This is a genomic window from Pseudonocardia humida, assembly GCF_023898865.1.
GTDB classification, from domain to species: domain Bacteria; phylum Actinomycetota; class Actinomycetes; order Mycobacteriales; family Pseudonocardiaceae; genus Pseudonocardia; species Pseudonocardia humida.
Window position 1 is genome coordinate 41824 of record NZ_JAGSOV010000040.1, and the last position, 25702, is coordinate 67525.

30 protein-coding genes are annotated in these 25702 nt (G+C 74.3%); 13 read left to right on the forward strand and 17 right to left on the reverse strand.

Annotation, left to right across the window (positions count from 1 at the left end):
• Positions 1 to 42: 42 nt before the first annotated feature.
• The 3 genes from KDL28_RS19185 to KDL28_RS19195 form a co-directional block, all read right to left on the reverse strand.
• Positions 43 to 423, reverse strand: a complete 381-nt coding sequence (locus KDL28_RS19185; protein WP_252440581.1) for an acyl-CoA thioesterase — start codon at positions 421 to 423, stop codon at positions 43 to 45.
• Between the two features lie 79 nt (positions 424 to 502).
• On the reverse strand, positions 503 to 955 hold the full coding sequence (locus KDL28_RS19190) for a hypothetical protein (protein WP_252440583.1): 453 nt from the start codon (positions 953 to 955) through the stop codon (positions 503 to 505).
• Between the two features lie 205 nt (positions 956 to 1160).
• Complete coding sequence (locus tag KDL28_RS19195; RefSeq protein ID WP_252440585.1) at positions 1161 to 1400, reverse strand: MerR family DNA-binding transcriptional regulator; 240 nt, start codon at positions 1398 to 1400, stop codon at positions 1161 to 1163.
• A 353-nt stretch (positions 1401 to 1753) separates the two neighbouring features.
• On the opposite strand from KDL28_RS19195, the gene KDL28_RS19200 reads away from it, so the two are divergent.
• On the forward strand, positions 1754 to 2029 hold the full coding sequence (locus KDL28_RS19200) for a hypothetical protein (protein ID WP_252440587.1): 276 nt from the start codon (positions 1754 to 1756) through the stop codon (positions 2027 to 2029).
• Positions 2030 to 2198: 169 nt separating this feature from the next.
• Here the strand turns inward: KDL28_RS19200 and KDL28_RS19205 are convergent, their stop codons facing one another.
• Both KDL28_RS19205 and KDL28_RS19210 read right to left on the reverse strand, forming a co-directional pair.
• Positions 2199 to 3179 carry an SDR family oxidoreductase gene (locus KDL28_RS19205; RefSeq protein WP_252440589.1) on the reverse strand — a complete coding sequence of 327 codons (981 nt, stop codon included), beginning with the start codon at positions 3177 to 3179 and terminating at the stop codon, positions 2199 to 2201.
• Positions 3180 to 3219: 40 nt separating this feature from the next.
• The gene (locus tag KDL28_RS19210; RefSeq protein WP_252440591.1) at positions 3220 to 3891 is read right to left on the reverse strand and encodes a DUF3159 domain-containing protein; all 672 of its coding nucleotides are present in this window, start codon (positions 3889 to 3891) and stop codon (positions 3220 to 3222) included.
• A 185-nt stretch (positions 3892 to 4076) separates the two neighbouring features.
• Between KDL28_RS19210 and KDL28_RS19215 the strand changes: the two genes are divergently transcribed.
• Together KDL28_RS19215 and KDL28_RS19220 are read left to right on the forward strand one after the other, a co-directional pair.
• Positions 4077 to 4916, forward strand: coding sequence for a helix-turn-helix transcriptional regulator (locus KDL28_RS19215; RefSeq protein WP_252440593.1), 840 nt, complete (start codon positions 4077 to 4079; stop codon positions 4914 to 4916).
• A gap of 121 nt (positions 4917 to 5037) precedes the next feature.
• Positions 5038 to 6402, forward strand: coding sequence for an APC family permease (locus KDL28_RS19220; protein WP_252440594.1), 1365 nt, complete (start codon positions 5038 to 5040; stop codon positions 6400 to 6402).
• On the opposite strand, the gene KDL28_RS19225 is transcribed toward KDL28_RS19220, so the two are convergent.
• On the reverse strand, positions 6389 to 7126 hold the full coding sequence (locus KDL28_RS19225; RefSeq protein WP_252440596.1) for an SDR family oxidoreductase: 738 nt from the start codon (positions 7124 to 7126) through the stop codon (positions 6389 to 6391). The two genes, KDL28_RS19220 and KDL28_RS19225, sit on opposite strands and share 14 nt — an antisense overlap.
• Positions 7127 to 7219: 93 nt before the next feature.
• On the opposite strand from KDL28_RS19225, the gene KDL28_RS19230 reads away from it, so the two are divergent.
• The 4 genes from KDL28_RS19230 (at position 7220) to KDL28_RS19245 (ending at position 11334) form a co-directional block, all read left to right on the forward strand.
• Entirely contained in the window at positions 7220 to 8077 is an 858-nt protein-coding gene (locus tag KDL28_RS19230; RefSeq protein WP_252440598.1) for a LysR family transcriptional regulator, read from the forward strand.
• 165 nt (positions 8078 to 8242) lie between these two features.
• Positions 8243 to 8677: a Fur family transcriptional regulator gene (locus KDL28_RS19235; protein ID WP_252440600.1), complete on the forward strand. Its 435-nt coding sequence runs from the start codon at positions 8243 to 8245 to the stop codon at positions 8675 to 8677.
• Positions 8678 to 8742: 65 nt separating this feature from the next.
• On the forward strand, positions 8743 to 11004 hold the full coding sequence (katG, locus tag KDL28_RS19240) for a catalase/peroxidase HPI (RefSeq protein ID WP_252440602.1): 2262 nt from the start codon (positions 8743 to 8745) through the stop codon (positions 11002 to 11004).
• Positions 11005 to 11184: 180 nt separating this feature from the next.
• A complete protein-coding gene (locus KDL28_RS19245; protein WP_372497014.1) occupies positions 11185 to 11334 on the forward strand; it encodes a hypothetical protein in 150 nt (49 codons plus the stop codon).
• A 15-nt stretch (positions 11335 to 11349) separates the two neighbouring features.
• Here the strand turns inward: KDL28_RS19245 and KDL28_RS19250 are convergent, their stop codons facing one another.
• From KDL28_RS19250 to KDL28_RS19280, 7 genes are all read right to left on the reverse strand, one after another.
• Positions 11350 to 11535 (reverse strand): zinc ribbon-containing protein, encoded by a 186-nt coding sequence (locus tag KDL28_RS19250; protein WP_252440604.1) that lies wholly within the window; start codon positions 11533 to 11535, stop codon positions 11350 to 11352.
• Between the two features lie 124 nt (positions 11536 to 11659).
• Positions 11660 to 12313 (reverse strand): DNA-binding response regulator, encoded by a 654-nt coding sequence (locus KDL28_RS19255; RefSeq protein WP_252440606.1) that lies wholly within the window; start codon positions 12311 to 12313, stop codon positions 11660 to 11662.
• A 102-nt stretch (positions 12314 to 12415) separates the two neighbouring features.
• Positions 12416 to 12988: a S26 family signal peptidase gene (locus KDL28_RS19260; protein ID WP_252440608.1), complete on the reverse strand. Its 573-nt coding sequence runs from the start codon at positions 12986 to 12988 to the stop codon at positions 12416 to 12418.
• Entirely contained in the window at positions 12985 to 13509 is a 525-nt protein-coding gene (locus tag KDL28_RS19265) for a peroxiredoxin family protein (protein ID WP_252440610.1), read from the reverse strand. The genes KDL28_RS19260 and KDL28_RS19265 overlap by 4 nt, the downstream gene beginning before the upstream one ends.
• Before the next feature lie 89 nt (positions 13510 to 13598).
• Entirely contained in the window at positions 13599 to 13790 is a 192-nt protein-coding gene (locus KDL28_RS19270) for a hypothetical protein (protein ID WP_252440612.1), read from the reverse strand.
• A 5-nt stretch (positions 13791 to 13795) separates the two neighbouring features.
• Positions 13796 to 14374 (reverse strand): MauE/DoxX family redox-associated membrane protein, encoded by a 579-nt coding sequence (locus tag KDL28_RS19275; RefSeq protein WP_252440614.1) that lies wholly within the window; start codon positions 14372 to 14374, stop codon positions 13796 to 13798.
• A 184-nt stretch (positions 14375 to 14558) separates the two neighbouring features.
• The gene (locus KDL28_RS19280) at positions 14559 to 16067 is read right to left on the reverse strand and encodes a tetratricopeptide repeat protein (RefSeq protein ID WP_252440616.1); all 1509 of its coding nucleotides are present in this window, start codon (positions 16065 to 16067) and stop codon (positions 14559 to 14561) included.
• 101 nt (positions 16068 to 16168) lie between these two features.
• Between KDL28_RS19280 and KDL28_RS19285 the strand changes: the two genes are divergently transcribed.
• The 3 genes from KDL28_RS19285 (at position 16169) to KDL28_RS19295 (ending at position 18464) form a co-directional block, all read left to right on the forward strand.
• The gene (locus KDL28_RS19285) at positions 16169 to 16438 is read left to right on the forward strand and encodes a hypothetical protein (protein ID WP_252440618.1); all 270 of its coding nucleotides are present in this window, start codon (positions 16169 to 16171) and stop codon (positions 16436 to 16438) included.
• Positions 16439 to 16531: 93 nt separating this feature from the next.
• A complete protein-coding gene (locus KDL28_RS19290; protein WP_252440620.1) occupies positions 16532 to 17842 on the forward strand; it encodes a heavy metal-binding domain-containing protein in 1311 nt (436 codons plus the stop codon).
• A 145-nt stretch (positions 17843 to 17987) separates the two neighbouring features.
• Positions 17988 to 18464, forward strand: a complete 477-nt coding sequence (locus tag KDL28_RS19295; protein WP_252440622.1) for a peroxiredoxin — start codon at positions 17988 to 17990, stop codon at positions 18462 to 18464.
• A 6-nt stretch (positions 18465 to 18470) separates the two neighbouring features.
• On the opposite strand, the gene KDL28_RS19300 is transcribed toward KDL28_RS19295, so the two are convergent.
• Positions 18471 to 19247: a methyltransferase domain-containing protein gene (locus KDL28_RS19300; RefSeq protein ID WP_252440624.1), complete on the reverse strand. Its 777-nt coding sequence runs from the start codon at positions 19245 to 19247 to the stop codon at positions 18471 to 18473.
• A gap of 157 nt (positions 19248 to 19404) precedes the next feature.
• Here KDL28_RS19300 and KDL28_RS19305 point away from each other — a divergent pair, with 157 nt between their 5' ends.
• Positions 19405 to 19725 (forward strand): hypothetical protein, encoded by a 321-nt coding sequence (locus KDL28_RS19305; RefSeq protein WP_252440626.1) that lies wholly within the window; start codon positions 19405 to 19407, stop codon positions 19723 to 19725.
• A 3-nt stretch (positions 19726 to 19728) separates the two neighbouring features.
• Here KDL28_RS19305 and KDL28_RS19310 read toward each other — a convergent pair whose 3' ends face one another.
• Entirely contained in the window at positions 19729 to 21126 is a 1398-nt protein-coding gene (locus tag KDL28_RS19310; protein ID WP_252440628.1) for a M14 family zinc carboxypeptidase, read from the reverse strand.
• 63 nt (positions 21127 to 21189) lie between these two features.
• On the opposite strand from KDL28_RS19310, the gene KDL28_RS19315 reads away from it, so the two are divergent.
• Positions 21190 to 22662 carry an amidohydrolase gene (locus tag KDL28_RS19315; RefSeq protein ID WP_252440630.1) on the forward strand — a complete coding sequence of 491 codons (1473 nt, stop codon included), beginning with the start codon at positions 21190 to 21192 and terminating at the stop codon, positions 22660 to 22662.
• A 3-nt stretch (positions 22663 to 22665) separates the two neighbouring features.
• On the opposite strand, the gene KDL28_RS19320 is transcribed toward KDL28_RS19315, so the two are convergent.
• Entirely contained in the window at positions 22666 to 23721 is a 1056-nt protein-coding gene (locus KDL28_RS19320; RefSeq protein ID WP_252440632.1) for an SDR family oxidoreductase, read from the reverse strand.
• 70 nt (positions 23722 to 23791) lie between these two features.
• Here KDL28_RS19320 and KDL28_RS19325 point away from each other — a divergent pair, with 70 nt between their 5' ends.
• Complete coding sequence (locus tag KDL28_RS19325; protein WP_252440634.1) at positions 23792 to 24733, forward strand: LysR family transcriptional regulator; 942 nt, start codon at positions 23792 to 23794, stop codon at positions 24731 to 24733.
• 19 nt (positions 24734 to 24752) lie between these two features.
• On the opposite strand, the gene KDL28_RS19330 is transcribed toward KDL28_RS19325, so the two are convergent.
• Positions 24753 to 25682, reverse strand: coding sequence for an AraC family transcriptional regulator (locus tag KDL28_RS19330; protein WP_252440636.1), 930 nt, complete (start codon positions 25680 to 25682; stop codon positions 24753 to 24755).
• Positions 25683 to 25702 lie beyond the last annotated feature (20 nt).

Sequence of the window (25702 nt, forward strand, 5' to 3'; positions counted from 1 at the left end):
CAGCCGGCGGCGCCCATCCGCACTTCGTGGCGAACGGCGAGGTCAGTGGGCCGCTCGCAGCGCATCGGGGACGGGGACGGGCGCGCCGGCGCGCACGCAGACGTAGGTGGTCTGGCCGACGGCCAGCACCTCCTCGCCGCGCCGGACCGTGCAGCGCAGGGTCAGCGACGTCCGCCCGACCCGTTCGGGCCGGCAGTCGAGGACGAGGTCGTCGTCGAGGCGGGCCGGTGCGCGGTACTCGCAGCCGCTGGTCACGATGACCATGTCGACGCCGGACCGCTCGCGCAGCCGCCGGTAGCCGCCGGCGTGGACGTCGAGCCAGTCGAGGAAGGCGTCCTCGAAGAACTCGTAGTAGCGGGCGGCGTGCACCATCGCCTGGGCGTCGCAGTGCCGGGGCCGCACCCGCAGCCGTGAGGTGGACACCGGTTCCCGGTCCATACCGTCCCCCGATCGTCGGCTACCGCAAGCCTGCCCGACGTGCGGTCATCAGGCGGTGCGCGGGTCAGAGCCGCGCGGGCTCGCCCAGGTGGACCGCGGCGGAGTCCAGCCCGGCGGCCGCCGCGGCGACCGCGATCCAGAGCAGCGCGCCGAGGAAGCCGACCAGCGCGCAGGGCCCCACCATCCAGAGGAACTCCTCGATCGCCGCGGACGGCGCGGCGCCGGGAGCGAACAGCCGGACCGCGGGGACGAAGCCGCCGTGCGCGTCGTCCTCGTGGCGGAAGGCGGCGGCGGTCACCAGGAGTGCGGCCGCGACCAGGAACGGGGCTCGCACCGCCGGGTCGATCCGGCCACGCTTCCGGATCGCCACGGCGAAGATCAGCGGGGCCAGCGTGACGAGCAGGCCGATCGGGGTGAACACGTAGGCCAGCAGTGACGATCCGGGCGCGGCCAGGCAGATGGTCAGGGCCAGCACGTACGCCGTCGTCTGCAGGCCGATGTTGGTGGAAGTCCGCACGTGAGGAGTCTGGCCGCCGCCGCGGACCGGGGTATCCGTAGGAGTACCGGCCAGTAGGTTGGGGAGTCGGTGGCCGGGTCGGTCGCGTCGAGCGGTACACCACGGCTCCCACGCGCCGTCGGAACAGCCCTGACGTCCCGCTCGACGGCGAGTTGGCCTTCCCGGCGCAGGTCCCGATGCGTCTCGCAGGGCCCGCGCCGGTCCGCTACTCGGAGTCGCGCTCCCGCTTGCGCCGCTCCCGCAGCTCGCGCATCTGGTCCCGGACGTCCGCTTCGACCCAGCGAGCGTGACCGCCGATCGACTCCTCGGCGGGGGTGATCAAGCCCTCCGCACGGTACTTCTGAATCGTCCGGGGCCGGAGGCCCAGCGCCTTCGCCAGCTCCCCTGTCGTGAGCAGCCGAGGGCGAGCCGCGTCGTCCGGCTCCTCGCCCGTCTGGTCTGCCACTCGATCACCGTATGCAGAGGTCAGGGTCGCTTGCTGCGCTCCGTGCGTGCTAGGCGCTAGAGTCGTGCCGTGCGCGTTTTGCGGCATGTGCGGCCTAGCTCGACCGCTGCACCGGGCGTGACCGGGTCGCTACGCCGATCGGATCTGATCTATGGGGGAGGGCTGGGCCACATGACGGAGCCACCACGCAGCCGTGTCGTGCACGAGATCGCCGAGTGCCGGCACTGCTCGGCGGCCATCGAGCGCCGCGGGGGGTGGTGGACCCACCGGCGGAGCGGGGTGGCGCGTTGCGCGCCGGGCACGCGCAACGCGCAGATGGCCGACCCCAGCCCGCACACGGTTGAGGTGCATCCGTGAGGGACGACGAGGAGCCCGGGTTCTCCGAGGCCGTGATGGAGCTGGCCGGGTGCGGTCGGCTCCCGCTGCGCATCCTCGCCGTCCACGTCCGGGGCGCCGACGGCTCGTGCGAGCCGGCGGAGCTGCACGACGGGCCGACCGCGTACCCCTGCCCTCGCCGGCAGGACGCGCTGCGCGCCCTGATGGTCCAGGCCAGGGCGGCGTCGCTGCTCAACGGCGGACCGGTACTGCCCGTCGAGGCCCCGCCGGCCGTCTTCGCGCCGTGGATCTGATCGCGTGGGGCGAGGTCCCGATGGCTCAGGAGACGGCGACGTGGCCCTCGCCCCCCTTGATCGACAGTCAGGAAAGCCACCATCAGGACGTCTGGTGCCCTGATGGTGGCTTTCCTGACACGGGGGAGGGGGGTGGGGGCGGGCGGCCGAGGGATGTGGGGCCGTCTGGCTACGCGACGTTGTCGTTCACGGAGTGCGGCCGACCCGCCTCGGCCGTCGGGAAGGGCACCGTGGTCAGCTCCTCGGAGATGCGCCAGATGCGCACCGCGTCGCCGTTGTTGCGCAGCGGGCGGTAGAGATCCTGCTCCGCGGGGCCGCCGCCGAGGTTCCCGAAGCCGTCCGGCCCGTAGAACCGCCCGCCCTCGGCCTTCGGCGAGGTCGCGCCGTAGAGGGCGGGCAGCAGCGCGGTCTCGACCGTTCCGAGCAGGATTCCCCGCCGGGACAGCCCGCGGATCAGCCGCATCCGAGGGGTGTCCCGGTCGCGTCCGATCACGGGTTGGGCCGCGAGCAGGTTCGTCGGGGCGACCCCGGGGTGGGAGAGGTTGCTGGTGATGCCCCAGCCGCCGGCCCGGCTGCGCCGGTCGAGCTCGAGGCCGAAGAGCCCGAACGCGATCTTCGACTGGCTGTAGGCGCGCATGCCGTTGTAGGAGCGGTCCCAGTTCAGGTCGTCCCAGTTGATGGTGCCCGAGCGCGCGGCCACGCTGAGCTGCGAGGTCACCCGGGCGCGCCCGGCCCGCAACAGGGGCAGCAGGTGGGCGACGAGGGCGACGTGGCCGAGGTGGTTGGTGCCGAGCTGCAGCTCGAACCCGTCGGCGGTGGTCCGCCGGTCGGGTGGGGTCATCACACCGGCGTTGTTGATGAGGATGTGGATCGGCTGCCCCTCCTCGCGCAGGGTCACGCCGAGCGCGGCGACGGAGCCGAGCGAGGACAGGTCGAGCGCGCGCAGCGAGACGTTCGCGTACGGGACCTGCTTGCGGATCGCGGCGACCGCCGCCTCTCCCTTGCGCGGGTTGCGGACCGGCATGAGGACCTCGGCGCCTGCGGCGGCGAGCCTGCGGGCGAGGCCGAGACCGAAGCCGTCGCTCGCCCCGGTGACGACGGCGCGCTTGCCGGTGAGGTCGGGGACGGTGATGTCGGGTGTGTGTGGCATGGCTGTGCTCCTGAACGTTTGTCGTCGGTGGTGGTGCGGGTCAGCTCTCGACCGAGGCGACCGAGGCGACCGCGCGGCGGGCGGCGACGATGCTGAACCCGGCCAGCGCGAGCCCGGCCGGTGCGGCGGCGACCTCGAGGACGGTGAGGATCGCCAGCTGGTCGGCCAGGAAGGCCACCAACCGGAGGACGAAGTTGACGCCGAAGAAGGCGACGGCGAACCACGTGGTGATCGTGTAGATGCGCCGCAGCGCGGCGTGGCGGCGCCAGTCGCGGGGTCCACCGGCCATCCGGTTGAGCACGGGCGCGGTCAGCGGCCGGCGGACGAGCAGCGAGCCGAGGGTGATCACCAGGAACACCGCGGGGAGCACCGTGGGGATGAGGAAGAAGGCCCGGGCGTCCCCGGAGAGGGCGGCGACGGCCGCGCACACCGCGGCGACGACGAGCCCGACCACCGCGGCCCGCACCGGCTCCCGGCGGGCGATGCGGATCCCGAACGCGACGGGCGTGGCCCCGGCGAGGGCGATGAACGCCCAGTCCAGCCCGCTGATCGAGTTGACGGCGACGAACGCCGCCGTGGGCAGGGCGGCGGCGGCGATCCCGACCCAGCCCCCCGAGCTCTCCAGCGCCTGGCGGGCGGCCGCGGCGAAGCTCGCCTGCTCCTCCTTGTCGGGCGCCTTCCGCGGGGGCGCCGTGGCCGTTTCGTCCGTCATGTGGTTCTCCTTCGCGAACGGGGTGTTCGTCACCGAGGCTCGCGCGTCGTCGCGGGGACGACCACGGCCTCCCGATCCGTGGCTGCGGAGGCCGCCCCACACCGCCGAGGGGGGATCGACGAGCCGTGGCAGCGTGCGCGCCGCGGCGGTAGGAACGGCACAGCACCGAGGAGAAGGCGGAACCGATGATCGATCGAGCGGGGCTGGCGGCGTTCCTGCGCCGCCGCCGGGAGTCGCTGCAGCCGGAGGACGTCGGCCTCCCGCGGGGGTCGCGCCGCCGGACCAGCGGGCTGCGGCGGGAGGAGGTGGCCTCGATCTGCCACATGTCGACCGACTACTACGCGCGGATCGAGCGGGAGCGCGGCCCCCAGCCGTCACCGCAGATGATCGCCTCGATCGCGCAGGGACTGCACCTCTCGCTCGACGAGCGCGACCACCTGTTCCGGCTCGCCGGGCACAACCCGCCCGTGCGGGGTGCGGCCAGCGAGCACGTCAGCCCCGGTCTGCTGCGCATCCTCGACCGGCTCGACGACACCCCCGCGGAGATCGTCACCGAGCTGGGCGAGACGTTGCGGCAGACGCCGCTGGGCGTCGCCCTCACCGGTGACACGACCGGCTTCACCGGCCCGGCGCGCAGCCGCGGCTACCGGTGGTTCACCGATCCCGGCGAGCGGGAGCTGTACCCTCCCGAGGACCGCCCGTTCCTCTCCCGGATGTACGCCGCGGGCCTGCGCCAGGTCGCCACCCTGCGCGGACCCGGCTCACGCGCGGCGCACTACGCCGACATCCTCCTCGCGCAGAGCGACGAGTTCCGCAGCCTGTGGGACGACCACGAGGTCGGCCTCACGCCCGACGACGTCAAGCGCTTCGTCCACCCCCAGCTCGGTCCGCTGGAGCTGTACTGCCAGCGGCTGCTCGACCCGCAGCAGTCGCACATGCTGCTCGTCTACACCGCGGTCCCGGGCAGCGAGAGCTACGACAAGCTGCAACTGCTGTCCGTGATCGGCGCGGAGGCGCTGCACTGACGCCCGCGACGGGGAAGGATCTCTCTGCGGCAGCCGGCCTCCCGGTGTCGGCCTTTTGACCGGCGTGTTTCGCCTTTCCGCAGGCCCTGCGGCTACGACAACCGCGTGCGAGCATGCCGAAATGGTCGAAGCGACGGACATCGGGCCGCCGGCACCCCCCGCGACGAAGCTGAAGCGGACGGTCGGCGTGCTGCTGCTGTTCTTCTTCATCGTCGGCGACACGCTGGGCGCCGGGATCTACACGCTGGTCGGCACCATGGCCGCGGACGTCGGCGGCATGCTGTGGCTGCCGCTCGTGCTCGCACTGGTGCTCGCCCTGCTGACCGCGGGCACCTACGCGGAGATGATCACCAAGTACCCGCACGCCGGTGGGGCCTGCCGCTACGTGCAACGCGCGTTCGACAAGCCGTACCCGTCCTTCGTGATCGGGTTCCTGATGCTGTCCTCGGGCATCACCACCTCGGCGCTGCTGGCCAACGCGTTCGCGGGCGACTACCTCAGCGAGCTGGTCGACGTGCCCGCGGCGCCCGTCTCGGTCGTGTTCCTGCTGCTGCTGATCGCGATCAACCTGCGCGGGGTGCGGGAGTCGCTCTCGGCGAACGTCGTGATGACCGTCATCGAGGTGTCGGGCCTGGTGCTGGTGATCGTGGTGGCGGCCATCGTGTTCGGCAGTGGGCAGGGGGACCCGAGCCGGATCCTCACCCCGTCGCCCGACCAGCCCATCCTGATGGGCGCCTTCGCCGCGTCGGTCATCGCGTTCTTCTCCTTCCTCGGCTTCGAGGCCGCCGCGAACATGGCCGAGGAGGTGAAGGACCCGTCCCGGGCGTACCCGCGGGCCCTGTTCGGGGCGATCTGCACCGCAGGCGTCATCTACCTGCTGATCGCGCTCGGCGCGGCGATCGTGGTCGACCCGGCCACCATGGCCGACTCCACCGGCCCGCTGCTCGAGGTGATCAACGCAGCCGGTCTGTCCGTCCCGGGGTGGTTCTTCTCCCTGATCGCCCTGGTCGCGATCGCCAACGGGGCGCTGCTGTTCATGGTGATGGCCAGCCGGGCCACCTACGGCCTCGCCCGGCTCGGCCTGCTGCCGTCGGTGTTCGGCCGGGTGGCGGCCAAGCGCGGCACCCCGTGGGTGGCGATCGTCGCCGTCGGTGCGGCCACCATCGGCATGAGCTTCGTCGGCAACATCGGCCAGTTGGCCGACACCACCGTGCTGCTGCTGGTGCTGGTGTTCATCGCGACCAACATCTCGGCGATCGTGCTGCGCAAGGACCGGGTCGAGCACGAGCACTTCTCCGTGCCGATCATCGTGCCCATCCTGGCCGTCATCGCGAGCATCGTGCTGCTCACCCAGCAGGCGGCCGAGTCCTGGCTGATCGCGGCGGGCTACCTGGTCGTCGGATCGGTCCTGTTCCTGATCGCGCAGTACAGCCGCAAGCGCCTGGACGCCGACCCCGCCGGGGACGACGTGATCACCAGGGGATGACGCCGGCGTCCTCGACGAACGAACCGGTCGGGCCGCCGTCGGGCAGTGTGGCGAGGCGGATGGCCGTGGCGGCGCCCTGCTCGGGGGTGCGGGGCCCCTGGAAGCCGGTGAAGTCGGTCGCGACCAGGCCCGGGCACGCGGCGTTGATCAGGATGCCCGTGCCGGCGAACCGCCTGGCGTACTGCACGGTGACGGCGTTGAGGAACGTCTTCGACGGCGCGTAGGCCGCCATGATCGGACCGACGTCGATGTCCGGATCCGCCTGCCGGGTCAGCGAGGCGACGCTGCTGGAGACGTTGACGATGCGCGGCGAGGCCGAGCGCCTCAGCAGCGGCAGCATCGCGTTGGTCACCCGGATGACGCCGAGGACGTTGGTCTCGACCACGGCGCGGACGACGTCGAGGTCGAGCGCGGAGGGGTCCTGCGTCCAGTCCGGCCCCGTCGGGCCGGAGATGCCGGCGTTGTTGACCAGGACGTCCAGGCGCCCGGCCTGCCGTTCGACCAGTTCGGCGGCCGCGGTGGCGCTCCGGTCGCTGGTCACGTCCAGCGGCACGCCGAACGCGTCCACCCCGACGACCCGCAGCTTCTCGACGGCGGTGTCGAGCCGGGCCCGGTCGCGGGCTCCCACGGCCACGCGGTACCCGAGGGCGCCCAGCCCGGCCGCGATCTCGTACCCGATGCCCTTGTTCGCGCCGGTCACCAGCGCGGTCTTCGTTTCGCTCACGCCGTCGATGGTCGGCCGTGGACGACCGGTGCGGCCAAGACCGATGCGGTGCGCTGTAATACCCGGGAGGTATCACCGAGGTACCCTCTGGCGGTGGCCACCCTGGAGACCCGCGAGCTGAGGTACTTCGTGGCCGTCGCCGAGGAGCTGCACTTCGGCCGCGCCGCCGAGCGCCTCGGCATGGCCCAGCCACCGCTGTCCCGGGCGATCCAGCAGCTGGAGCGGCGACTGGGCGTCGATCTGCTGGAGCGCAACCGCCGCGGCGTCACGCTGACCGGCGCGGGCGAGGTGCTGCTGCAGGAGGGCCGCGCGGCCTTGGACGCGACCGCCGCCGCCGCCCGTCGCGCCCGCCGCGCCGGTGGCGCCGACGGCCCCCGCGAACGCCTGGTGCTGGCGGCGAAGGCCGCCGGGTCCCACGAGCTGCTCCAGAAGCTCCTCGACGCGCACGCGGCCGAGCCCGGCGCCGCCGAGGTCGAGGTGCTGCTGTGCGGGCTCTGCGAGCAGGAGGCGATGCTGCGCGACGGCCGCGCCGACGTGGCGCTGATGTACACGCCGTTCAACTCCCTCGTCGGCTTCGACAGCGAGGAGCTCTCGACCGAGGGGCAGATCGCCATCCTGCCCGCCGGGCACCCCCTCGCCGCCCGCCCGTCGCTGTCCCTGGCCGACGTCAGCGATGTCCCCGGCCTGCCGCTGGCCCGCTGGCCCGGCCGCGACGGCCGGTACCCGCCCGGCCCGGGGCCCGAGATCACCGACCAGTTGCAACTGGCCCAACTGGTGGCGCTCGGGCGCACCGTCGCCGTCTACCCCGAGTACGGCCGCTCCTGGCTGTGGGCCGAGCACGCCGCCGTCCCGCTGACCGACGCGCCGTCCGTCGTCACCCACATCGCCTGGCCCCCGCACAGCCGCTCCCGCGCCCTCGCCGGGCTGATCCGCACGGCCGTGCGGCTCTGAACCGCCCCGTCGCGCGAACCCCACGTCGAGGTGGGGTGCGCCCGACCCGCCGGTGATCGCCCGGCCGTCCTCCGCCCGGGGCCCCGGTCCATGACCGGTGCGGGGGTTTCGCCCATCCGTGTTCTGGACTTGATCCAATCAAGTCTTCGTGGTGGGATCGGTGCCGTGCAGACGCCACCGCAGGCCGAGCGCCTCCTCCGGGAGGCCGCGCTGCGCGTCACCGAGCCGCGCAAGGCCGTGCTGTCGGCGGTGCACGAGCACCCGCACTCCGACACCGAGACCCTGCTCGCGGCGACCCGGGCGCGGCTCGGGTCGGTGTCGCACCAGACCGTGTACGACGTCCTGCGCGTCCTCACCGACGCCGGCCTGGTCCGCCGCTTCCAGCCGGCCGGTTCGGTCGCCCGCTACGAGGCGCGGGTGGGCGACAACCACCACCACCTCGTGTGCCGCTCCTGCGGCGTGGTGAGCGACGTCGACTGCGCCATCGGTGAGACTCCCTGCCTGACCGCATCCGACGACGCCGGCTTCCGCATCGACGAGGCCGAGATCGTGTACTGGGGCCTGTGCCCCGCCTGCCAGTCCCCGCCCGCGGGCCGCTGACGCCTGCCGCACCCCACCACCAGGCCGGCCCTCCCGGACCGGCACCCCACTGAGGAAGGACCGACGTGCCCCCCGAGAGCGAGAACCCGGCTGTGGCCGACCCGAAGCCCCGTGACTCGTCCGCGAGCCCGCAGGGCACCGACACCACCGAGAGCCGCAGCGAGAGCGAGAACCCGGCCCTCGAGGGCCCCAGCTTCGATGGCAGCGGCCGGCCGCGCAGCAACCGCGACTGGTGGCCGAACCAGGTCGAGCTGTCGGTGCTCAACAAGCCCTCGCGCGACTCCGACCCGCTCGGCGACGACGACTTCGACTACAAGAAGGCCGTCGCCCAGCTGGACTTCGACGCCCTCAAGGCCGACATCGTCCAGGTCATGCGCACCTCCCAGGACTGGTGGCCCGCCGACTGGGGCCACTACGGCCCGCTGTTCATCCGCATGTCCTGGCACGCCGCCGGCACCTACCGCCAGGTCGACGGCCGCGGCGGCGGCGGCGCGGGCGAGCAGCGCTTCGCCCCGCTCAACAGCTGGCCCGACAACGGCAACCTCGACAAGGCCCGCCGCCTGCTGCTGCCGATCAAGCAGAAGTACGGTCGCAGCCTGTCCTGGGCCGACCTGCTGGTGCTCGCCGGCAACGTCGCCCACGAGGACATGGGCTTCCAGACCTTCGGCTTCGCCTTCGGCCGCGAGGACGTGTGGCAGCCCGAGGAGGTCTTCTGGGGCCCGGAGGACACCTGGCTCGGCGACGAGCGCTACAGCACCGACGACACCCCGCTGGAGCTCGAGGGCGCGCTGGGCGCCGTCACCATGGGTCTGATCTACGTCAACCCGGAGGGCCCGAAGGGCTCGGCGGACGCGCTCGCGTCGGCCCACGACATCCGGGTGACCTTCGCCCGGATGGGGATGAACGAGGAGGAGACCGTCGCCCTCGTCGCCGGCGGCCACACCTTCGGCAAGGCGCACGGCGCAGGCAACCCCGAGCTCGTCGGCCCCGAGCCGGAGGGCGCCCCGGTGTACTCCGGCGGCCTGGGCTGGAAGAACGAGAACGGCACCGGCAAGGGCGCCGACACCGTCACCAGCGGTCTCGAGGGCGCCTGGACCCCGACGCCCACGACGTGGGACAACAGCTACTGGGAGACGCTGTTCGGCTTCCAGTGGGAGCTCACCACGAGCCCCGCGGGCGCCAAGCAGTGGAAGCCCAGGGAGCCCGAGGGCCAGGAGCTGGTCCCCGACGCGCACATCCCGGGCAAGAAGAACCCGCCCATGATGTCCACGGCCGACATGGCGCTGATCATCGACCCGGGGCTGCGGGCGATCTCCGAGCGCTTCCGCGACGACCCCGAGCTGTTCGCCGACGCCTACCGGCGGGCCTGGTTCAAGCTGCTGCACCGCGACATGGGCCCGGTCTCGCGCTACGTCGGACCGTGGGTGCCCCAGGAGGTCCAGCGCTGGCAGGACCCGCTCCCGCCGGTCGAGCACGAGCTGCTCTCGGAGCCCGACGTCGCCGAGCTCAAGCGCCAGGTCCTCGCCTCGGGCCTGACGGTCTCCCAGCTCGTGCACACCGCATGGTCGTCGGCCGCCTCCTACCGCGGCACCGACATGCGCGGCGGCGCGAACGGCGCCCGCCTGCGCCTGGAGCCGCAGGCCAGCTGGCCGGTCAACGCCGGGACGCAGGAGGTCATCGCCAAGCTCGACGAGGTCCGCCAGGCGTTCGGCAAGCCCGTCTCGCTCGCCGACACCATCGTGCTGGCCGGCGCCGCCGCGGTGGAGAAGGCCGCCGCGGACGCGGGCGTGAGCACGACCGTTCCGGTCAGCCTCGGCCGCACGGACGCCTCGCAGGAGCAGACCGACGTCGACACCTTCCAGTACCTGGAGCCGCAGGGCGACGGCTTCCGCAACTGGATCGCCCCGGACGTGAAGCTGAACCCGGAGATGCTGCTCGTCGACCGCGCCTACATGCTCGAGCTCACGGCCAAGGAGCTGACCGTGCTGGTCGGCGGCCTGCGCGTGCTGGGCGCGAACACCGGCGGCGTGCAGCACGGCGTCTTCACCGACCGCCCGGGGGTCCTCTCGCAGGACTTCTTCCGCAACCTGCTCGACCTCGGCGTCGACTGGAGCACGTCGGTCGACGAGGGCGTCTTCGAGGGCCGCGACGCCCAGGGCGACGTGGTGCGCACCGCCACCGCGGCCGACTTGGTCTTCGGCTCGAACTCGATCCTGCGCGGCATCGTCGAGGTCTACTCCGCCGACGACGCCAAGGAGAAGTTCGTCCGCGACTTCGTCACGGCCTGGGACAAGGTCATGAACCTGGACCGGTTCGACCTGCGCTGACCGCCCCACCCGACGACGCCCCGGCCCACCGCGAGAGCGGTTGGCCGGGGCGTTCGCGGGCCAGGATCCGCGCATGGCTCCGGTGAACGACTACGACCGCCTCGCCGAGGCGTACGCGGCGAGAACGAGAACGGCATCCAGAACGCCTGCGATGAGGTTCTGGAACCGCCGCTGCACGCGATGACCGATGCCTTCACCGCGGCCGACTTCCGACTCTCGACCATCGGCGAACCGCAGCCCGTTACGGCCGCCCGCGAGCGGTTCCCGGAGGAATTGCGCGCCCTGACGACCGGCCCGAGCTTCCTGTTCCTCGTCCTGCACACCGGCTGACCACCGGCCGGCCCGCTACTTGCGGTTGGGGTAGGGGTCGTGCACCGAGTCGCCGCCGGTCAGGGTGTCCCAGTGGCCGTTTCCGCAGCTGGGGCACGGGGGGAGGTTCTTGGTCGAGGTGACGCCGAGCTCGTAGCCGCACTGGGTGCACTTGTAGGTGCCGGAGGAGACGTCGCTGCCGGAGGGAACGGGATCTGCCATGGCCGGGATGTTCTCAAACCCGGCGTGCGTCCGCCCGTTCTGGCGTGCCCACCGGTAACGGGATCGGGATGGAGCCGCCCGGTCGTCGATCGCGAATGCGTGTGTGAAAAGGCATTGTTCGCGGTCAGAGGTCGTCGAGGGTGAGCAGACCGTCCTGGAGCGCGCGGGCGACCAGGCTCGCCTTCGTCGGCGCGGGGCGCCCGACCTCGGCGTAGCGCAGCCGCACCCGGTCGATGTAGCCCTCGACCGTGCGCGGGGAGACGTGGCACAGGGTGGCGGTCGTCCGCTTGGACTCGCAGCGCAGCCAGGTGAGCAGCACGTCGCGCTCCCGGGCGGTGAGCCGCGGTCGGGGCAGCGCGGGCGACCGGGACGGCGCCGGGCCGGGCCGGTGACCGGCGGCGGCGAGCACGGCGGCGACCAGGTGCGCCTCGCCCCGCGCCTTCGCGACGACGGCGCCACCGACCCGGCAACATCGCGCGCCCGCCCCCTCGTCGTGGTGGGTGGTGTGGACCACCACCCGGCGCCCGCCGGCCACCAGCCGGTCGAGGTCGGCCCGGCCCGGCTCGGCCCGGCCCGCCGGGTGCGGGTCCAGCACGACCACGTCGGCCGCGGCACCGGGGGAGCGCCACGCCACGTCCGGGGTGCCCCCGGTGGCCAGGACGGCGATGCCCGCCCGCCGGAACCAGGTGCGCATCCCGGCCAGCACCACCGGGTGGTCGTCGATGAGGACCACGCTCGGACGGGCCACGGCGTCGACCGGTCGAGCTCCAGCGTCCACGTGCACTCCCCCCACGCGACGGGCGGCCCCGACGGCCGCCCGCGGTCGAACGTCGCACGCCGTGCTGGACGTGCTCTGGACGGCGGGGGGAGCAGCGCCGGGTCAGGCCGACCACGGCGACGCGGGCACCCGCCGCCACCGGGGCTCGGCCGCCGACGGCGCGCGCGCCACCACCTGCCCGACGACCAGCGGGAGCGGCAGCGGCCCCCAGGCCAGGGAGTCCTCGCTCTCCACCCCGTCGCCGACGACGAAGCAGCTGTGCGGCGGGATCTTCCACCCGTGGGGCAGGCCGTCGGGCGGGCGGCGGCCGGGGGCGAGCATCGCCAGCACGTCCTCCCGCAGCAGCACGTCGTCGGGGAGGGCCACCACCCGCTTGACGAACCGGTCCGGGACCTCCACGCCCGGTCCGGACTCCGGCAGCCGGCCGCCGGGCGGTGCCGACTCCGCGGGCTCCGGCAGGACGACCGCGTGACCCGCGGGCGGCAGCAGGGCCAGCACGACGTCACCGCGCCGGACCGCACCACCACCGCACCGCCGCACGAGGGCCCGGTCGCCCACCCGCAGCGTCGGCGCCATGCTGCCGCTGGTCACCGTCACGACGGTGAGCGCCCACCTGGCCAGGCCCAGCGCCGCGGCGACCGACCCGAGCCCGGCCAGCGCCGCCCGGCCCGTCACGTCCGGGTCGGGAGCAGCTCGTCGAGGCCGAGGTGGCTGCCGGTGATCCGCCCGTCCGCCCCGACCACGTAGGACGACGGGTAGGAGTTGACCCGGTAGCGCTCGAGCATGTCGGTGGCCGCGCGCGGGGCGAACAGCACCGGCACGTCGCCCCGCAGCCCGTCCACCAGGTGCCCGGACTCCTCGCGGGTCCCGTCGACCACGGCGACGGCGGCCCGCGCCCCGCGCCCCAGCTCCCGCACCGACGGCAGGTGCGTCTCGCACGCCTCGCAGTGCGGCGAGAGGAAGACCAGCACGGTCTCCCCGCGCACGACCTCGTCGCGCGTGACGGTGTCGCCCGCCGGCGTCAGCGCGGAGAAGTCCGGGGCCCGGTCACCGGGGTGCAGACCGTTCCCGACCGGGGCGGCGAACCCGGCCCCGACCTGGTCCTGCAGCGCCCGCAGGCGCCGCAGCATCCCCCACGTCAGCAGCATGTTCGCCAGCACGAGCATGGCCAGCAGCACGACGATCGCGACCAGCACGGGTCGACCTCCCGTCCGAGGATGTTCGAGGGACCGCCGGGCCGGGCACCGACCGGTGCCCGCCCCGGCGACCCGGGCCGTGGACCCGCTCAGCAGGCCCCGATGACGATGTTGCAGGGGGTGCAGCCCCCGCCGGCGCCCGTGCAGTCGCGGCACTTCTTGCCGTACCGCAGGCCGCCCGAGCAGTAGCAGCCGGAGATGACGTAGGGCCCGCACGGTGCGGCGGCCTTCTGGTGCGGCAGCACCGCATTCAGGATCCGGTCGGCGAGTCGGTTCACCATGGGCGTTACCTCTTCCTCGTTGCCCCGGTCGACGGGTTGCCGACCGGCGGTCGATGGGGCCGCCGGGGCGGTGGCTCCGGCACGGCCAGCAGCTGGTCGGACAGCACGAGCACCACGACCACCGCCGCCGCGAACAGCGACACGACCAGCAGCACCGGGCCGTCCAACCGCGCGTGGGAGCTCGCGCCGGCGACCAGTCCGGTCACGGCCGCGCCCGCGAGCAGCCCGTTGCGCCAGACGTGGGCCCGCCCGATCGGCGCGGTCGACCGGCCGAAGCAGCCGCACGGCACCCGGTCGCCCCGGGCGAGCACGCGCGCCATCCCCGTCGCGAACGCGGTCAGCAGGAGCGCCGCGGCACCGAGCCCGACCGCGGCCGACGACCGGCCGACCAGCAGCAGGACGACCGCCGCCTCCGCCCCCAGCACGGCGGCCACCACCGGCCGTTCCAGGCGCCGCGGCACCACCCCGAACCCCCGCACCGCCGTGCGGAACGACGGGAGGTCGCGGGCCTTGGACACCAGCGCGACCAGGAACATCCCGCCGACGACCACCCGAGCGACCAGGAAGACCGCTTCAGCGACCACGTGCCACGACCCCGATCCGCAATCCGCGGCACACGTGCTCGGTCATGGACGCCCCCCAACGGTCCGGTGGCATCCCCGATCGGAACCGCTGCCGGGAGGCCGCTGCCATCGTGCGTTCCCCGGGGCGGTCGCCGTGAGGGGTGAACGACCCCATTCCGGCGGTGGGCGCGGCTCGTCGCTCCGGTCAGCGCCGATCCGCCCCGGCGGACGCCAGGGCTTCGGCAAACACGGCCAGGACGCCCGAGATCGCGGCGCGCTGCTCGGCGCGCACGGAAGGGCTCGCGAGGGAGTCCTCGAGCGGGTCGGCGGCCGAGCGCAGGTGTGAGGCCAGCTCGTCCGCCGCGATGCGCTCCACCGCCGCGCGGGCCGCGTCGACGGCCGCGCCGGCGTCGCCGCGCAGCGCGAGGGTCGTCGTGCGGTCGAGCCGCTTCCACGGATCGTCGGGTTCGTTCATGACCGCGAGCCGGGTCAGCAGGTCGAGCTTCTCCAGGATCTCCTCGTCGGTCAGCTCGCTGTCCAGCCCGACGTCGACCAGCGCCATGTTGATCAACGGGTAGGTGTCGCTGTGGTCGATCTCGTGGGCCTGCCCGTAGGACGCCTTGGCCTGTTGGAGGCTGGCGGAGCGGCTACTCGGATCGGTCGAGCGGCGGGCCAGCCTGCGGTAGTTGCCACCCCGGTTGGAGTGCGTCTCCTTGTTCGCCGGGTCCAGGCCGAGTGAACGCTGGAAGGCCTCCTCGGCCTCGTCGAACCGGCCGCCGAGGCTCAGCGCGACGCCCAGCTCACGCCACACCTCGGCGTCGTTCGGCTTGATGCGCGCGGCATCGCGCAACGCCGACACCGCGTCGTCGTGCTTGGAGCCCTTCCGGAGCAGGACGCCGAGGTGGAAGTGGGCCGCGAAGTTGTGCTCGTTGCGCTCGATCGCCTGGCGGAGTAGGGCGACCGCGTGATGCCATTCCGCGGCGTGGGCCGCGTTGACCAGGTCGTCGGCCCGTTCCGTGCGCAGGCGCTCCAGCTCCTGGCGCAGACCGTCGAGCTCAGACCGCTCGATCGCGACGGTGGGGGAGCTGATCCGAGCCGGGCTGTCGACGCGGCCGGGGTCCTGGAGCCCCTCGACCGCCGCCGAGACGATCTGCTCGATCGCCGGGCGCAGCTGGTTCGGCATCCCGCCGTAGGGGATCACGCGGTTCGCCTGAGCGTTGAACCGCACGTCCGCGATCCGCTGCGTGATCGGGATCGTGACGCCGTCCCGGACGGCCCAACGCACCCCCAGCTCCAGGTAGACGTTCGGATTCGCGCCGGTGAGGTCGGCGATGTAGACGTCGGCTCGGTAGGCCTCGGCATACATCGATCCGTGGATCCACCCCATCGCGAGCTTGTCCTTCTCGATGACGAGCTCCGTGGGTCTGCCCAACCGCTGGCCGATGCGGTCGGCCGCCGGCTGCAGCAGGTTCGCCTTGATCTCGGCGATGTCGTCCCAGAGGTCGGCGCCGTCGCCCATCGTGGTTCCCGGCATGGCGACGAAGATCCGGATCGACGGGCCGTCGGCCTGCAAAGTGGCTCCTCCGCTCCCCGACCGGATGGTTGGCGGCCACCGTAGTCGACCCGGACCGCTACTGAGTGTGGCCCGGCGAAGAACCACGCGAGCGCGGTGGGGGTTGCCCGATGGGCAGGAAAACCTCTCCTCCCGGCGCATCGTTGTGGCCGCGGCGATGAGTCCGCCGCGTCCGTCCGGTCGACATCATTGACACCGTTCGACCGGGAAACCCAGCGGTCGTGGGCACGAGGAGGGGAACGATGGAGTTCATCACCGAGGTCCGGCTCAGCGGTCGCGACCGCGCCATCCTGCGCGCTGTGGCCGCGGGCGACGCCGAGCTCAGCTGGGGCGCCGAACCCGACCTGCTGCTGGGGGGCCGCTACTGCTGCGACCAGCCCGCCGCCCACCGCCTGGCCCGCGCCGGCCTCATCGCCCCGGTCCGCGTGTGCGCCACGGGCCAGCGGGTGCCCGCCAGGGTGACCCCGGCCGGGATGCGCGAGCTGTCCGCGCCCGCCCTGACCGCCGCGTGACCGGCCCCGCGGGGCCTCCCCGGCGTATGACGCGGCTCGCTCGGTCGGGTGAAGCCGCAGGTCCGGGCTCCGGGGGTGGGGTACTGCTGCTCCATGTCGTCCTGCTACCTCTCCACCTGCCCGCAGAGCCACCGGCGTCCGCGGGACGCGATGCGGGAGAACTGGTCGGACCTGGTCTCGGAGTGGACGCCGGTGTGGGCCGTCCTGGTCGACGACCGGCCGGCCATCGTGGCCCTGACGCGCAGCGAGCTGGTCGTCACCAGCGCCGCGCCGGAGCGCCCTGCGCACACGATCGGGTTCGACCAGGTCACCGACGTCTCCGCGGTGCGGTCCGTCGTGCACATCATGGACCGCGGGGGGAACTGCTACGACTTCACGTTCTCCGACGGCGGTGACGCCGTCCGCGCCGCGAAGGTGATCGAGGAGGTGCGCGCGGCGGCGTGCGACCGCCGGGCCGAGGAGGCAGCCGTGGGACCCGGACCGCAGCCGGAGGACCTGCTCGCCCGGCGCAGCAACGGGCACCCGGTGGCCGGCGGGCGCGTGGTGCGGTGGGTCGACGACACCGAGCTCGACGACGACCTGACCGACCTGGCCGATCTCGCCGTCCGGCCCGCCGCCCCCGTCCCCGCCCGCCCGGTCGCCGAGCCCGCACCGCAGGTCGAGGTCTCCCGCCCCGAGCCGGACGCCGCGAACCCCGTGGACGGCGACCCGGCGGCACCGGTACCCGGCCCCGCGGCCGACGCGAAGGTGGCGCACGCAGCGCTCGCCGACGACCCCGGAGGGGCCGAGGAGCAGGCCACGGAGGGGCGCCCCGCCGACGACGACCGTGACGCGCAGCCCGAGCGGCCGGCCCCGCCCGACCGCCCCGTCGCGGACGGCGACCGGGAGATCAACGACTACCCCGCCGTCGTCGACGACGGGGACGGCGACCGGTGGGGCCAGCTGCCCATCGAGCGTGAGGTGGCGATGGCACTGGCCGCGGGCCTGCCGCTGGACCGCACCCCGCCCGCGGACGGGTCGGCGCCCCGGCAGGCGGTGCCCGGGCCGGTGGTCGCGATCCCGGCGCAGGCCGGGCCGCCCCCGGACGAGTCCGTGCTGCTGGTGACCACCGACGACGTGCCCGGCCGGGGGATCGCGCTGGTGCACGGCGACGTGCTGGCCGTCGTCGGCTGGCCGCCGGCCGGGCGGCCCGGGCGCAGCGGGCACGAGACGGCCCGCGACCAGCTGGCGCAGGCGGCGCTGCGGCGCGGCGGGAACGCCGTCGTCGCCCTGCGCTACAGCTCCACCGGGGCGATCGGCGGCGACGTCGTCGCCTACGGCACCGCGGTGACGTTGGAGCCCGTGGAGCCGCCGGAGCCGGTGGTCGCCGCGACCGCGGACCGCGGCGCGGCGGGTGGGGGCTGAGGGACGTCATCGACGCCGTGCGCGACCCGGCCGGCGACCGCCCGCTGCCCGACGACCTGACCGTCACCTCGCGGCGCCGCCTGCCCTGACCTGGCGTGACACCGCTCACCCGACGGGGTGCACACCAGCGGGTTAGCGTCGGCCCATGACGATATCGGCTGGTGACCCGCTGCCCGACGTGGAGCTGCGGACCATGACCCCCGACGGCCCGGGCACCGTGCGCACCGCCGACGCGCTGGGCAAGGGCAAGGTCGTGCTGTTCGCCGTCCCCGGCGCGTTCACCCCCGGCTGCTCCAACGTGCACCTGCCCGGGTTCGTGCAGAACTCCGCCGAGCTGCGGGCCAAGGGCGTCGACACGATCGCCTGCGTCGCGGTCAACGACGTGTTCGTCATGGACGCGTGGGGCAAGGCCCACGGCGCCGACGACATCCTGCTGCTCGCCGACGGCAACGCCGAGTTCACCGAGGCCATGGGACTCGTGCTGGACGGCAGCCGGGCCGGGCTGGGCCGGCGGTCCAAGCGCTACGCGGCGATCGTCCAGGACGGCGTGGTGCGCAGCATCGACGTCGACGAGTCCGGCATCGACCTGTCCACCTGCTCGAACATCCTGCTCAAGCTCTGAGCCGGGTCAGTCGGCCACGGCGGTGAAGCAGTAGCGGGTGATGCTGAACAGGTAGTCGTCCTCGGCGGCCCGGGCCCGCAGGTCGGCGAGCCAGGCGTCGGCGTCGTCGGCGGTCAGCCCGCAGCGGCCGGTGACGAAGCGGGCGATCGTCTCCATGGTCATGGCGCTGTAGGTCTGCGGCTCGTAGACCGGGTTGAACACCGGGATGACGCTGCGCCCGGTGACCCGCAGCCCGGCCCGGCGCAGGTGCCCGGACAGCGTGCACGGCAGGTGCGGGTCGACCAGGTGCTCGGCCCAGGCCGCCATCACCCGCCGGTGCCGCTCGCGGTCGGCGACGTGCCACACGACGGAGTCCCAGTCGGTGTCGAGCACCAGCACCCGCCCGCCCGGGCGCAGCACCCGGCGCAGCTCGGCGAGCGCGCGCGGGACGTCGGCGACGTACTCGTAGACCTGGGTCGACACCGCCGCGTCGAAGCTCGCCGCGGGGTAGGGCAGGTCGGCGGCGTCGCCGTCGTCGATGCGGGCCTGCGGGAGGTCGGCGGTGCGCTCGCGGGCGAGCGCGTTCATCGCGGGACTCGGGTCGAGCCCGCGCACCGCCCCGTCCGGTCCCACGGCGTCGGCGAGCGAGGCCACCAGGAACCCCGGGCCCGAGCCGACGTCCAGGACGCGCTCCCCGGGCCCCGCCGCGAGCAGCGCGAGGACCTCCGCGCGCTGGGCGACGACGTCGGGGGTCGAGTAGACCCGCTCGATGGCGCGGGCGCCGCGGTCGTCGAAGGGGAGCACGGGTCACTTCTCCCACACGGTGACCGCGAACGCCACCGTTCGTCCCACCGGAAATGGTGCGGCCGGGGGCGTTCCGTCACCAGGTGGAGGAAACCCGCCACCCCGATGGACGCCGCTTCGGCTTGTCTGCGGCGTCCGGGCCCACCAGGCTGTCCGCGTGAGTGACAAGACGGTCGAACTGCAGCTCGACGACGCCGGCCTGGCGACCGACCTGCCCCGCCCGGCGGATTCCCGCGATGTGATCCAGGACGTGCCCTTCCGGCCCGTCCAGTTCCGCGACGACGACCTGCCCACCGCGCTGGAGCGGTCGGCGGCGTGGCTGCGCCAGGCCCAGCAGTGGCTGGGTGAGCCCATGGACGTCATCGCCATCCACCTCGACTACGACGACCGCGCCGGTTCGCCGTATTACGAGGTCAAGCTGCTGTGCAACGAGGAGGACCTGGCCGGGGCGCCGCTGGCGGTGCGCCGGACCGAGTAGGCCTCAGCCCCGCGCGGCGGTCAGGTGCGCCGCGGCGGCCACCACCGCCGCGTACTGGGTGGCGACCAGCGAGCCGATCGGGATCGGCTCGGCCGGCGTCCCCGCGGTCGCCTCGGCGCACCACCCCGCGTACCGCTCGGCCAGGGCGGAGCGCGCGCCGCGCACGGCGGGGCGCAGGTTGCCCGCGGCCAGCTCGGCGTCCAGGGCGCGCAGCAGCATCCCGCCGTAGCGCAGCCGGAACATGTGCACCGCGTCGACCGAGGAGACCGTTTCGGCCACGGTCGCCCGGCGGTGCGGGTCGGCCTGCTCGGCGCGGCGCAGCATGTCCGCGGCCAGGTCGTGGGAGATCCGGGTGTAGAACCGGCTGGCCCGCAGGAACGGCGAGTCGACCCAGGTCAGGCCCTCCACCGCGGCCAGCGTGTCGGCCATGGTCGCGCTCAGCTCGGCCATCAGCCGCCCGTTCTCGCGCAGCGGCTCGGCGTAGCCGACGTCGGTGGGCGTGGTGTCGGCGATCCGCGGGTCGCTCCAGTACGGCAGCTCGCAGACCAGGGTCAGGGTGCCGTAGCGCTCGGCGTAGGAGCCGGTCGAGTTGCCACCGGAGATGGTCTCGGCCAGGCCGGCGCGTTCGAGGTGGTCGTAGGCGTCGCGGACGTCCAGCGACCGGAACACGCCGTCGGCGAGGCGGGGGATCCACGGCGCCTCCGGCTCGCCCTGGTGCAGCGGCAGCCCGAGCCGGCGCGGGATCTGCTGCAGCGTCGGGTAGAGCGCGGGCTCGTCGCGGCTGAGGTAGTAGTAGACGCCGCCCAGCTCGGAGTTGTGCAGCGAGGCCATCAGCGCCGGACGGTGGGTGTCGATGAGCCGCATCAGCGCCAGGGTCTCGGGCAGCACGGCGTCGAAGTAGGCGCCCTTGTGGTCCAGCGGGAACGTCCACTCGATCTGCTCGGCGCCCGCCTGGCGGTAGAAGTGGCGGGCGTAGTGCTCGCGGGTGAACGGGCCCTTGAGCCAGCCCTCGTTGAGCCGCAGCCCGTCCGGGTCGATGCAGGCCACGATCCGCCAGGTGTGCCCGAGGCGGGCGCGCAGGTCGGGGTCCTCGGCGAGCCTGCGGGCCAGGTGCGCGGCGGTGAGCCCGCCGATCGGCTCGTTGGGGTGGGGCAGCCCGAACACCAGCGCCTCCGGCGCGCCCGGGGCGCCGTCGACGGTCAGGCAGGTCAGCGGTTCGCCCTGCGCCGACGTGCCCGCCCGGTGCAGGCGCGCCGCGCCGGGGTGCTCGTCGGCGATCCGCGCGCACTCCGCGGCCAGTTCGTCGACCGTGGCGAAGGCGTCGATCGGGGGCACGGAGTCGATCTCCTCCGCCAGCCAGCCGGGGACGGCCGTCTGCGGGGTGGGCGTCGTCGACGTCATGCCCGACCTCTCTACCCGCTCCGGGCCCGACCCGGGGATACCCGGGCCACTAGCATCACGACGGTGACCGGGCCCGTTGTCCTGCACGACGTCCGGGTGCCCGGCGGCGAGCGCCCCCTCGACGTGCGGATCGCCGCCGGTCGCGTGGTCGCGGTGGCCGACTCCACCGGATCTGCGCGCGGGCTGGCCAGGGCGGGCGACGAGGTCGTGCGCTGGGCGGGCGCGTACGTGCTGCCCGGCTTCGTCGACGGGCACGTGCACTGGACGCAGTGGGCGCAGGCCCGCCGCCGGGTCGACGTCACCGCGTCGGTGTCGGCGGTCGAGGCCGTGGCGGCGATCGTACGGTCGGGGGTGCGCGGCGACGTCGTGCGCGCCCAGGGCTACCGCTCCGCGCTGTGGGCCGAGCAACCGCACAAGGACCTGCTCGAACGGGCGCTGCCCGGAGTGGCCGTCGCCGTGGTGAGCATGGACCTGCACGCCGTCTGGCTGAGCCCGGCCGCGCTGGCCCGGCTCGGGCTCGACCACCCCACCGGCGTGCTGCGCGAGCAGGCCGGGTTCGACGCGCAGCGGGCGCTGTCGGAGCTGGAGCCGCCCGCCGTGCTCGACCGGTGGGTCGCCGAGGCGTCGGCGGCCGCCGCGGCCCGCGGGATCACCGGGATCCTCGACTTCGAGTTCGCCGACAACGCCGCCGACTGGTCGCGCCGGGCCGCGGCGGGCGACCCGGCGGTGCGGGTGCGGGCCGCGGTCTGGGAGCCGTGGCTCGACGCCGCCATCGCCGCGGGCCGGCGCACCGGCGACGTGCTGCCCGGCACGAACGGCCTGGTCCGCACCGGTCCCCTGAAGATCATCGCGGATGGTTCGCTGAACACCCGCACCGCCTACTGCCACCACCGCTACCCCGACCCCGGCGACGACCACGGCCTGCTGCTGGTCGAGCCGGAGGCGCTGCGCGCGCTGATGGCGAAGGGCGGCGCGCACGGCCTGCACCCCGCCGTGCACGCCATCGGCGACCGCGCCACCACCGTCGTGCTGGACGCCTTCGACACCGTCGACGGGCCCGGCCGCATCGAGCACGCCCAGCTCGTCGACCCCGCCGACCTGCCCCGCTTCGCCCGCCCCGGGCTGGTCGCCTCGGTGCAGCCGCAGCACGCCGTGGCCGACCGCGACGTCGCCGACCGGCACTGGGCGCCGGTCGCCGCGCACGCCTTCCCCTACGCGGCCCTGCTCGCCGCCGGCGCCCGCCTGGAGCTGGGCTCGGACGCCCCGGTCAGCGAGCCCGACCCGTGGGCGGCGGTCGCCGACGCGGTGACCCGCACCGACGACGACCGGCCCCCGTGGCACCCGCAGCAGGCGATCCCGCTGCCGGTGGCGCTGGCCGGCGCGGCGGCGGGCCGCGGCCTGCCCGGGGTGGGGGAGGAGGCCGACCTCGTCGTGGTCGGGGCCGACCCGCTGCGCACCCCGGCGACCGACCTGCGCCGGATGCCGGTCCTGGCCACGCTGCGCGGCGGGGAGTGGACGTTCCGGGCCGGGGGGTGAGCGCTACGGGATGACCCGGCGCGCCCGCAGGTCGGCGAACATCCGGGGGAACATCTCGGCGGTCTCCACGTACTCGTGGAACCCGAACCGGCGGGCCTTGCCGCCGTCGGCGAAGAAGTCGTAGTCCCAGCCGAGCACGGCGTCGCCGAACGGCCAGGACGACACCTCGGCGTACCCGTGCCGCAGCCCGTGCCGCTCGACGAGGCGGCCCCAGACGGGTTCCTTGTCGGCCATGACGTCGGTCAGCGACATCGGCAGCGGCGGGGCCACGTCGAGGTCGAACCAGGCGGCGATCCGCGGCCACATGTCGTTCCACCGGAACAGGTCGCCGTTGGCGATGTTGAACGCCTCGTTCGCGCACCGCGGGTCGGTGGCCGCCCACACCGTCGCCTTGGCCAGCAGCCCGGCGTCGGTCATCTCCAGCAGGGTGTCGTAGGCGCCGGGCGCGCCGGGGAAGCGCAGCGGCAGGCCCAGCTCCTTGCTGATGGAGGCGTAGACCGCCAGCACGGCGACCAGGTTCATCGGGTTGCCCAGCGCGAGCCCGCACACGACCGACGGCCGGATCGCCGACCACGTCCAGCCCCGTTCGCCGGCGCGCCGCTGCAGGTACTCCTGCTGGGAGACGTTGAACTCCGGGGGCATGTGCCCGGGGTCGGACTCGCGGGCGGGCGTGCGGAACGGGCCCAGGTGCGCGCCGTAGACCTTGTAGCCCTGCATCAGGCTGACGTGCGCCAGGCCGGGCGCGACGGCGTCGACGGCCTCGACGACGTTGACGAGCATCGCCAGGTTGGGCGCGACGAGCTCCGACCAGGACGGGCGGTCCTGGTAGGCGGCGTAGAAGACGTGGGTGGCGTCGCGCAGCCCGGCGAGCTCGCGCCGGCAGTCGGCGGGGTCGAGGAGGTCGACCTGGATGTGGCGGACGCGCTCGGCGGGCTCGCCGGGTCGCCGGGACAGGCCGACGACGTCCCAGTCGCCCAGTCCGGCGAGGTGGTCGACGAGGGTGCGGCCGATGACGCCCTGGGCGCCGACGACGACGGCGACCTTGCGGTTCGTGCTCATGGGTCGAGCGTCCGCCGGCTCCGCCCATGAGTCCAATGCATAGTCATCACCGGATCCATAGGATCGGCTCATGTTCAGCCTGCGCCAGCTGGAGTACCTCGTGACGGTGGTGGACACCGGGTCGTTCACCCGGGCCGCCGCGCTCCTGCACGTCACCCAGCCGGCGCTCTCGCACCAGGTGCGGGCGCTGGAGCAGCAGGCGGGCGGGCGGCTGCTGGAGCGGCTGCCGCGCACCGTGCGGGCGACCCCGATGGGGCGGGCACTGCTGCCGCACGCCAGGGCCGCGCTGGCCGACGCCGAGCGGGCCCGGCTGGCCGCCCGGCAGGCCGTCGGCCTGGACTGCGGCGAGCTGGAGGTGGCCACCGTGTACTCGGTGGCGCTGGGCGTGCTGCCGCCCGCGCTGCGCGCGTGGCACCGCGCCCACCCCGACGTCCGGATCCGGTTGATCGAGCACCGCCACGTCGACGAGCTGGCCGAGGCGATGGCGGGCGGCCGGGCCGACGTGGCGATCGGGTCGGTCCCCGAGGGCTGGGAGGGTCCGGTCCGCCCGCTCGGCGAGGAGGAGTTCGTGCTGGTCCTGCCCCCGGAGGACCCGGCGGCCCCGGCCGGGGCGACCGGGGGCCTGCTCGACCTGGCCGAGCTGGCCGACCGGCGCTGGGTCCACTACGCCCCCGGCCACGGCCTGGCCGAGGTGCTCGACCGGGCCTGCGCCGTCGCCGGCTTCGCGCCCCGCCCCGCCGTGCGCACCGAGCAGACGGCCACCGCCCCGGTGCTCGCCGGCGCCGGCCTGGGCCCGGCGCTGACCCCGGCCAACACCGTCCCGGCCGGGATCGACGGCGTCCTGCGCTGGCCCGACCCGCCGATCACCCGGCAGCTGGTCGCCTACACCCGCGGCGAGCCGGACCCGCTCACCGCCGCCTTCCTCGACACGCTCGCCGCCGAGTGCCGCCCCCGGCCCGCGCACCTGGTGGCGCCCCGCGCGGAGCCCCGCCACCCGCCGATCCGGCTGTGACCTCGCCCCGCGACCGGGGTCAGGCCGGGCTCATCGCCCGGTGCTCGCGCGGGCTCACCCCGCGGACCCGCTTGAACGCCGTGCTCAGCGCGTACGGGCTGGCGTAGCCGACCTGGCGGGCCACGCCGGCGACGGTGGCGTCGGGCTCGCGCAGCAGGTCGGCGGCCAGGGCCAGCCGCCAGGCGGCCAGGTAGGCCATCGGGGGCTCGCCGACGGCCTCGGTGAAGCGGCGGGCCAGCGCGGCCCGGGAGACGCCGACGGCGGCGGCCAGCGAGGCCACCGTCCACGGTCGGGCCGGCTCGTCGTGCATACGCCGCAGCGCCTTGCCGACCAGCGGGTCGCGGTGCGCGGAGTACCAGGCGGGGGCCGCGGAACGGTCGAACCACGTGCGCAGCACGGTGATCACCAGCAGGTCGAGCAGCCGGTCGAGGACGGCCTCCTGGCCGGGGTCGTCGCGACCGACCTCGGTGGCCAGCAGCCCCACCAGCGGCGAGTCGAGGTCGGCCGCGGACAGGCTGAACATCGGGGGCAGCGCGTCGAGCAGGCGCTGGCTGACCGCGCCGGGCTGCTCGTAGGTGCCGCAGATCGTGCTGATGGTCCCGTCCGGGGTGGTGCCCCAGGTGCGGACACCGAGGTCGATCGGGTAGGCGTCGGGGACGCCGATCGGGTAGCACTTCTGGCCGGGCTTGACGACCACGCTCGGCGCGGTGCCCGGGTCGTCGGCCATCGTGTAGTGGCCCGGCCCGCGGGTCACGCCCACGTCGCCGGCGTCCAGGCGCACCCACGGCCCGTCGTCGCCCGCGACCCACACCGTGCCCCGCACGACCGCCACCAGCGTCAGCGGCGACTCGTCCTCCAGCCGGATCGCCCACGGCGGGGAGAACGCGGTGCGCAGCAGGAAGGCCCCGCGCGCCCGCGGCCCGTCCAGGAAACCGGCCAGCGCGTCCATGGCGCCATCGTAGACGCCCG

What these genes read in the sequence shown, in the direction of transcription:
- KDL28_RS19280 (WP_252440616.1), bottom strand. Translation starts at nt 16,067, where the DNA reads ATGCGCCGGGAGGAGAGGTTTTCCTGCCCATCGGGCAACCCCCACCGC.
- KDL28_RS19330 (WP_252440636.1), bottom strand. Translation starts at nt 25,682, where the DNA reads ATGGACGCGCTGGCCGGTTTCCTGGACGGGCCGCGGGCGCGCGGGGCC.
- KDL28_RS19270 (WP_252440612.1), bottom strand. Translation starts at nt 13,790, where the DNA reads ATGGTGAACCGACTCGCCGACCGGATCCTGAATGCGGTGCTGCCGCAC.
- KDL28_RS19205 (WP_252440589.1), bottom strand. Translation starts at nt 3,179, where the DNA reads ATGCCACACACACCCGACATCACCGTCCCCGACCTCACCGGCAAGCGC.
- KDL28_RS19215 (WP_252440593.1), top strand. Translation starts at nt 4,077, where the DNA reads ATGATCGATCGAGCGGGGCTGGCGGCGTTCCTGCGCCGCCGCCGGGAG.
- KDL28_RS19250 (WP_252440604.1), bottom strand. Translation starts at nt 11,535, where the DNA reads ATGGCAGATCCCGTTCCCTCCGGCAGCGACGTCTCCTCCGGCACCTAC.
- KDL28_RS19295 (WP_252440622.1), top strand. Translation starts at nt 17,988, where the DNA reads ATGACGATATCGGCTGGTGACCCGCTGCCCGACGTGGAGCTGCGGACC.
- KDL28_RS19290 (WP_252440620.1), top strand. Translation starts at nt 16,532, where the DNA reads ATGTCGTCCTGCTACCTCTCCACCTGCCCGCAGAGCCACCGGCGTCCG.
- KDL28_RS19325 (WP_252440634.1), top strand. Translation starts at nt 23,792, where the DNA reads ATGTTCAGCCTGCGCCAGCTGGAGTACCTCGTGACGGTGGTGGACACC.
- KDL28_RS19320 (WP_252440632.1), bottom strand. Translation starts at nt 23,721, where the DNA reads ATGAGCACGAACCGCAAGGTCGCCGTCGTCGTCGGCGCCCAGGGCGTC.
- KDL28_RS19285 (WP_252440618.1), top strand. Translation starts at nt 16,169, where the DNA reads ATGGAGTTCATCACCGAGGTCCGGCTCAGCGGTCGCGACCGCGCCATC.
- KDL28_RS19310 (WP_252440628.1), bottom strand. Translation starts at nt 21,126, where the DNA reads ATGACGTCGACGACGCCCACCCCGCAGACGGCCGTCCCCGGCTGGCTG.
- KDL28_RS19245 (WP_372497014.1), top strand. Translation starts at nt 11,185, where the DNA reads ATGACCGATGCCTTCACCGCGGCCGACTTCCGACTCTCGACCATCGGC.
- KDL28_RS19210 (WP_252440591.1), bottom strand. Translation starts at nt 3,891, where the DNA reads ATGACGGACGAAACGGCCACGGCGCCCCCGCGGAAGGCGCCCGACAAG.
- KDL28_RS19220 (WP_252440594.1), top strand. Translation starts at nt 5,038, where the DNA reads ATGGTCGAAGCGACGGACATCGGGCCGCCGGCACCCCCCGCGACGAAG.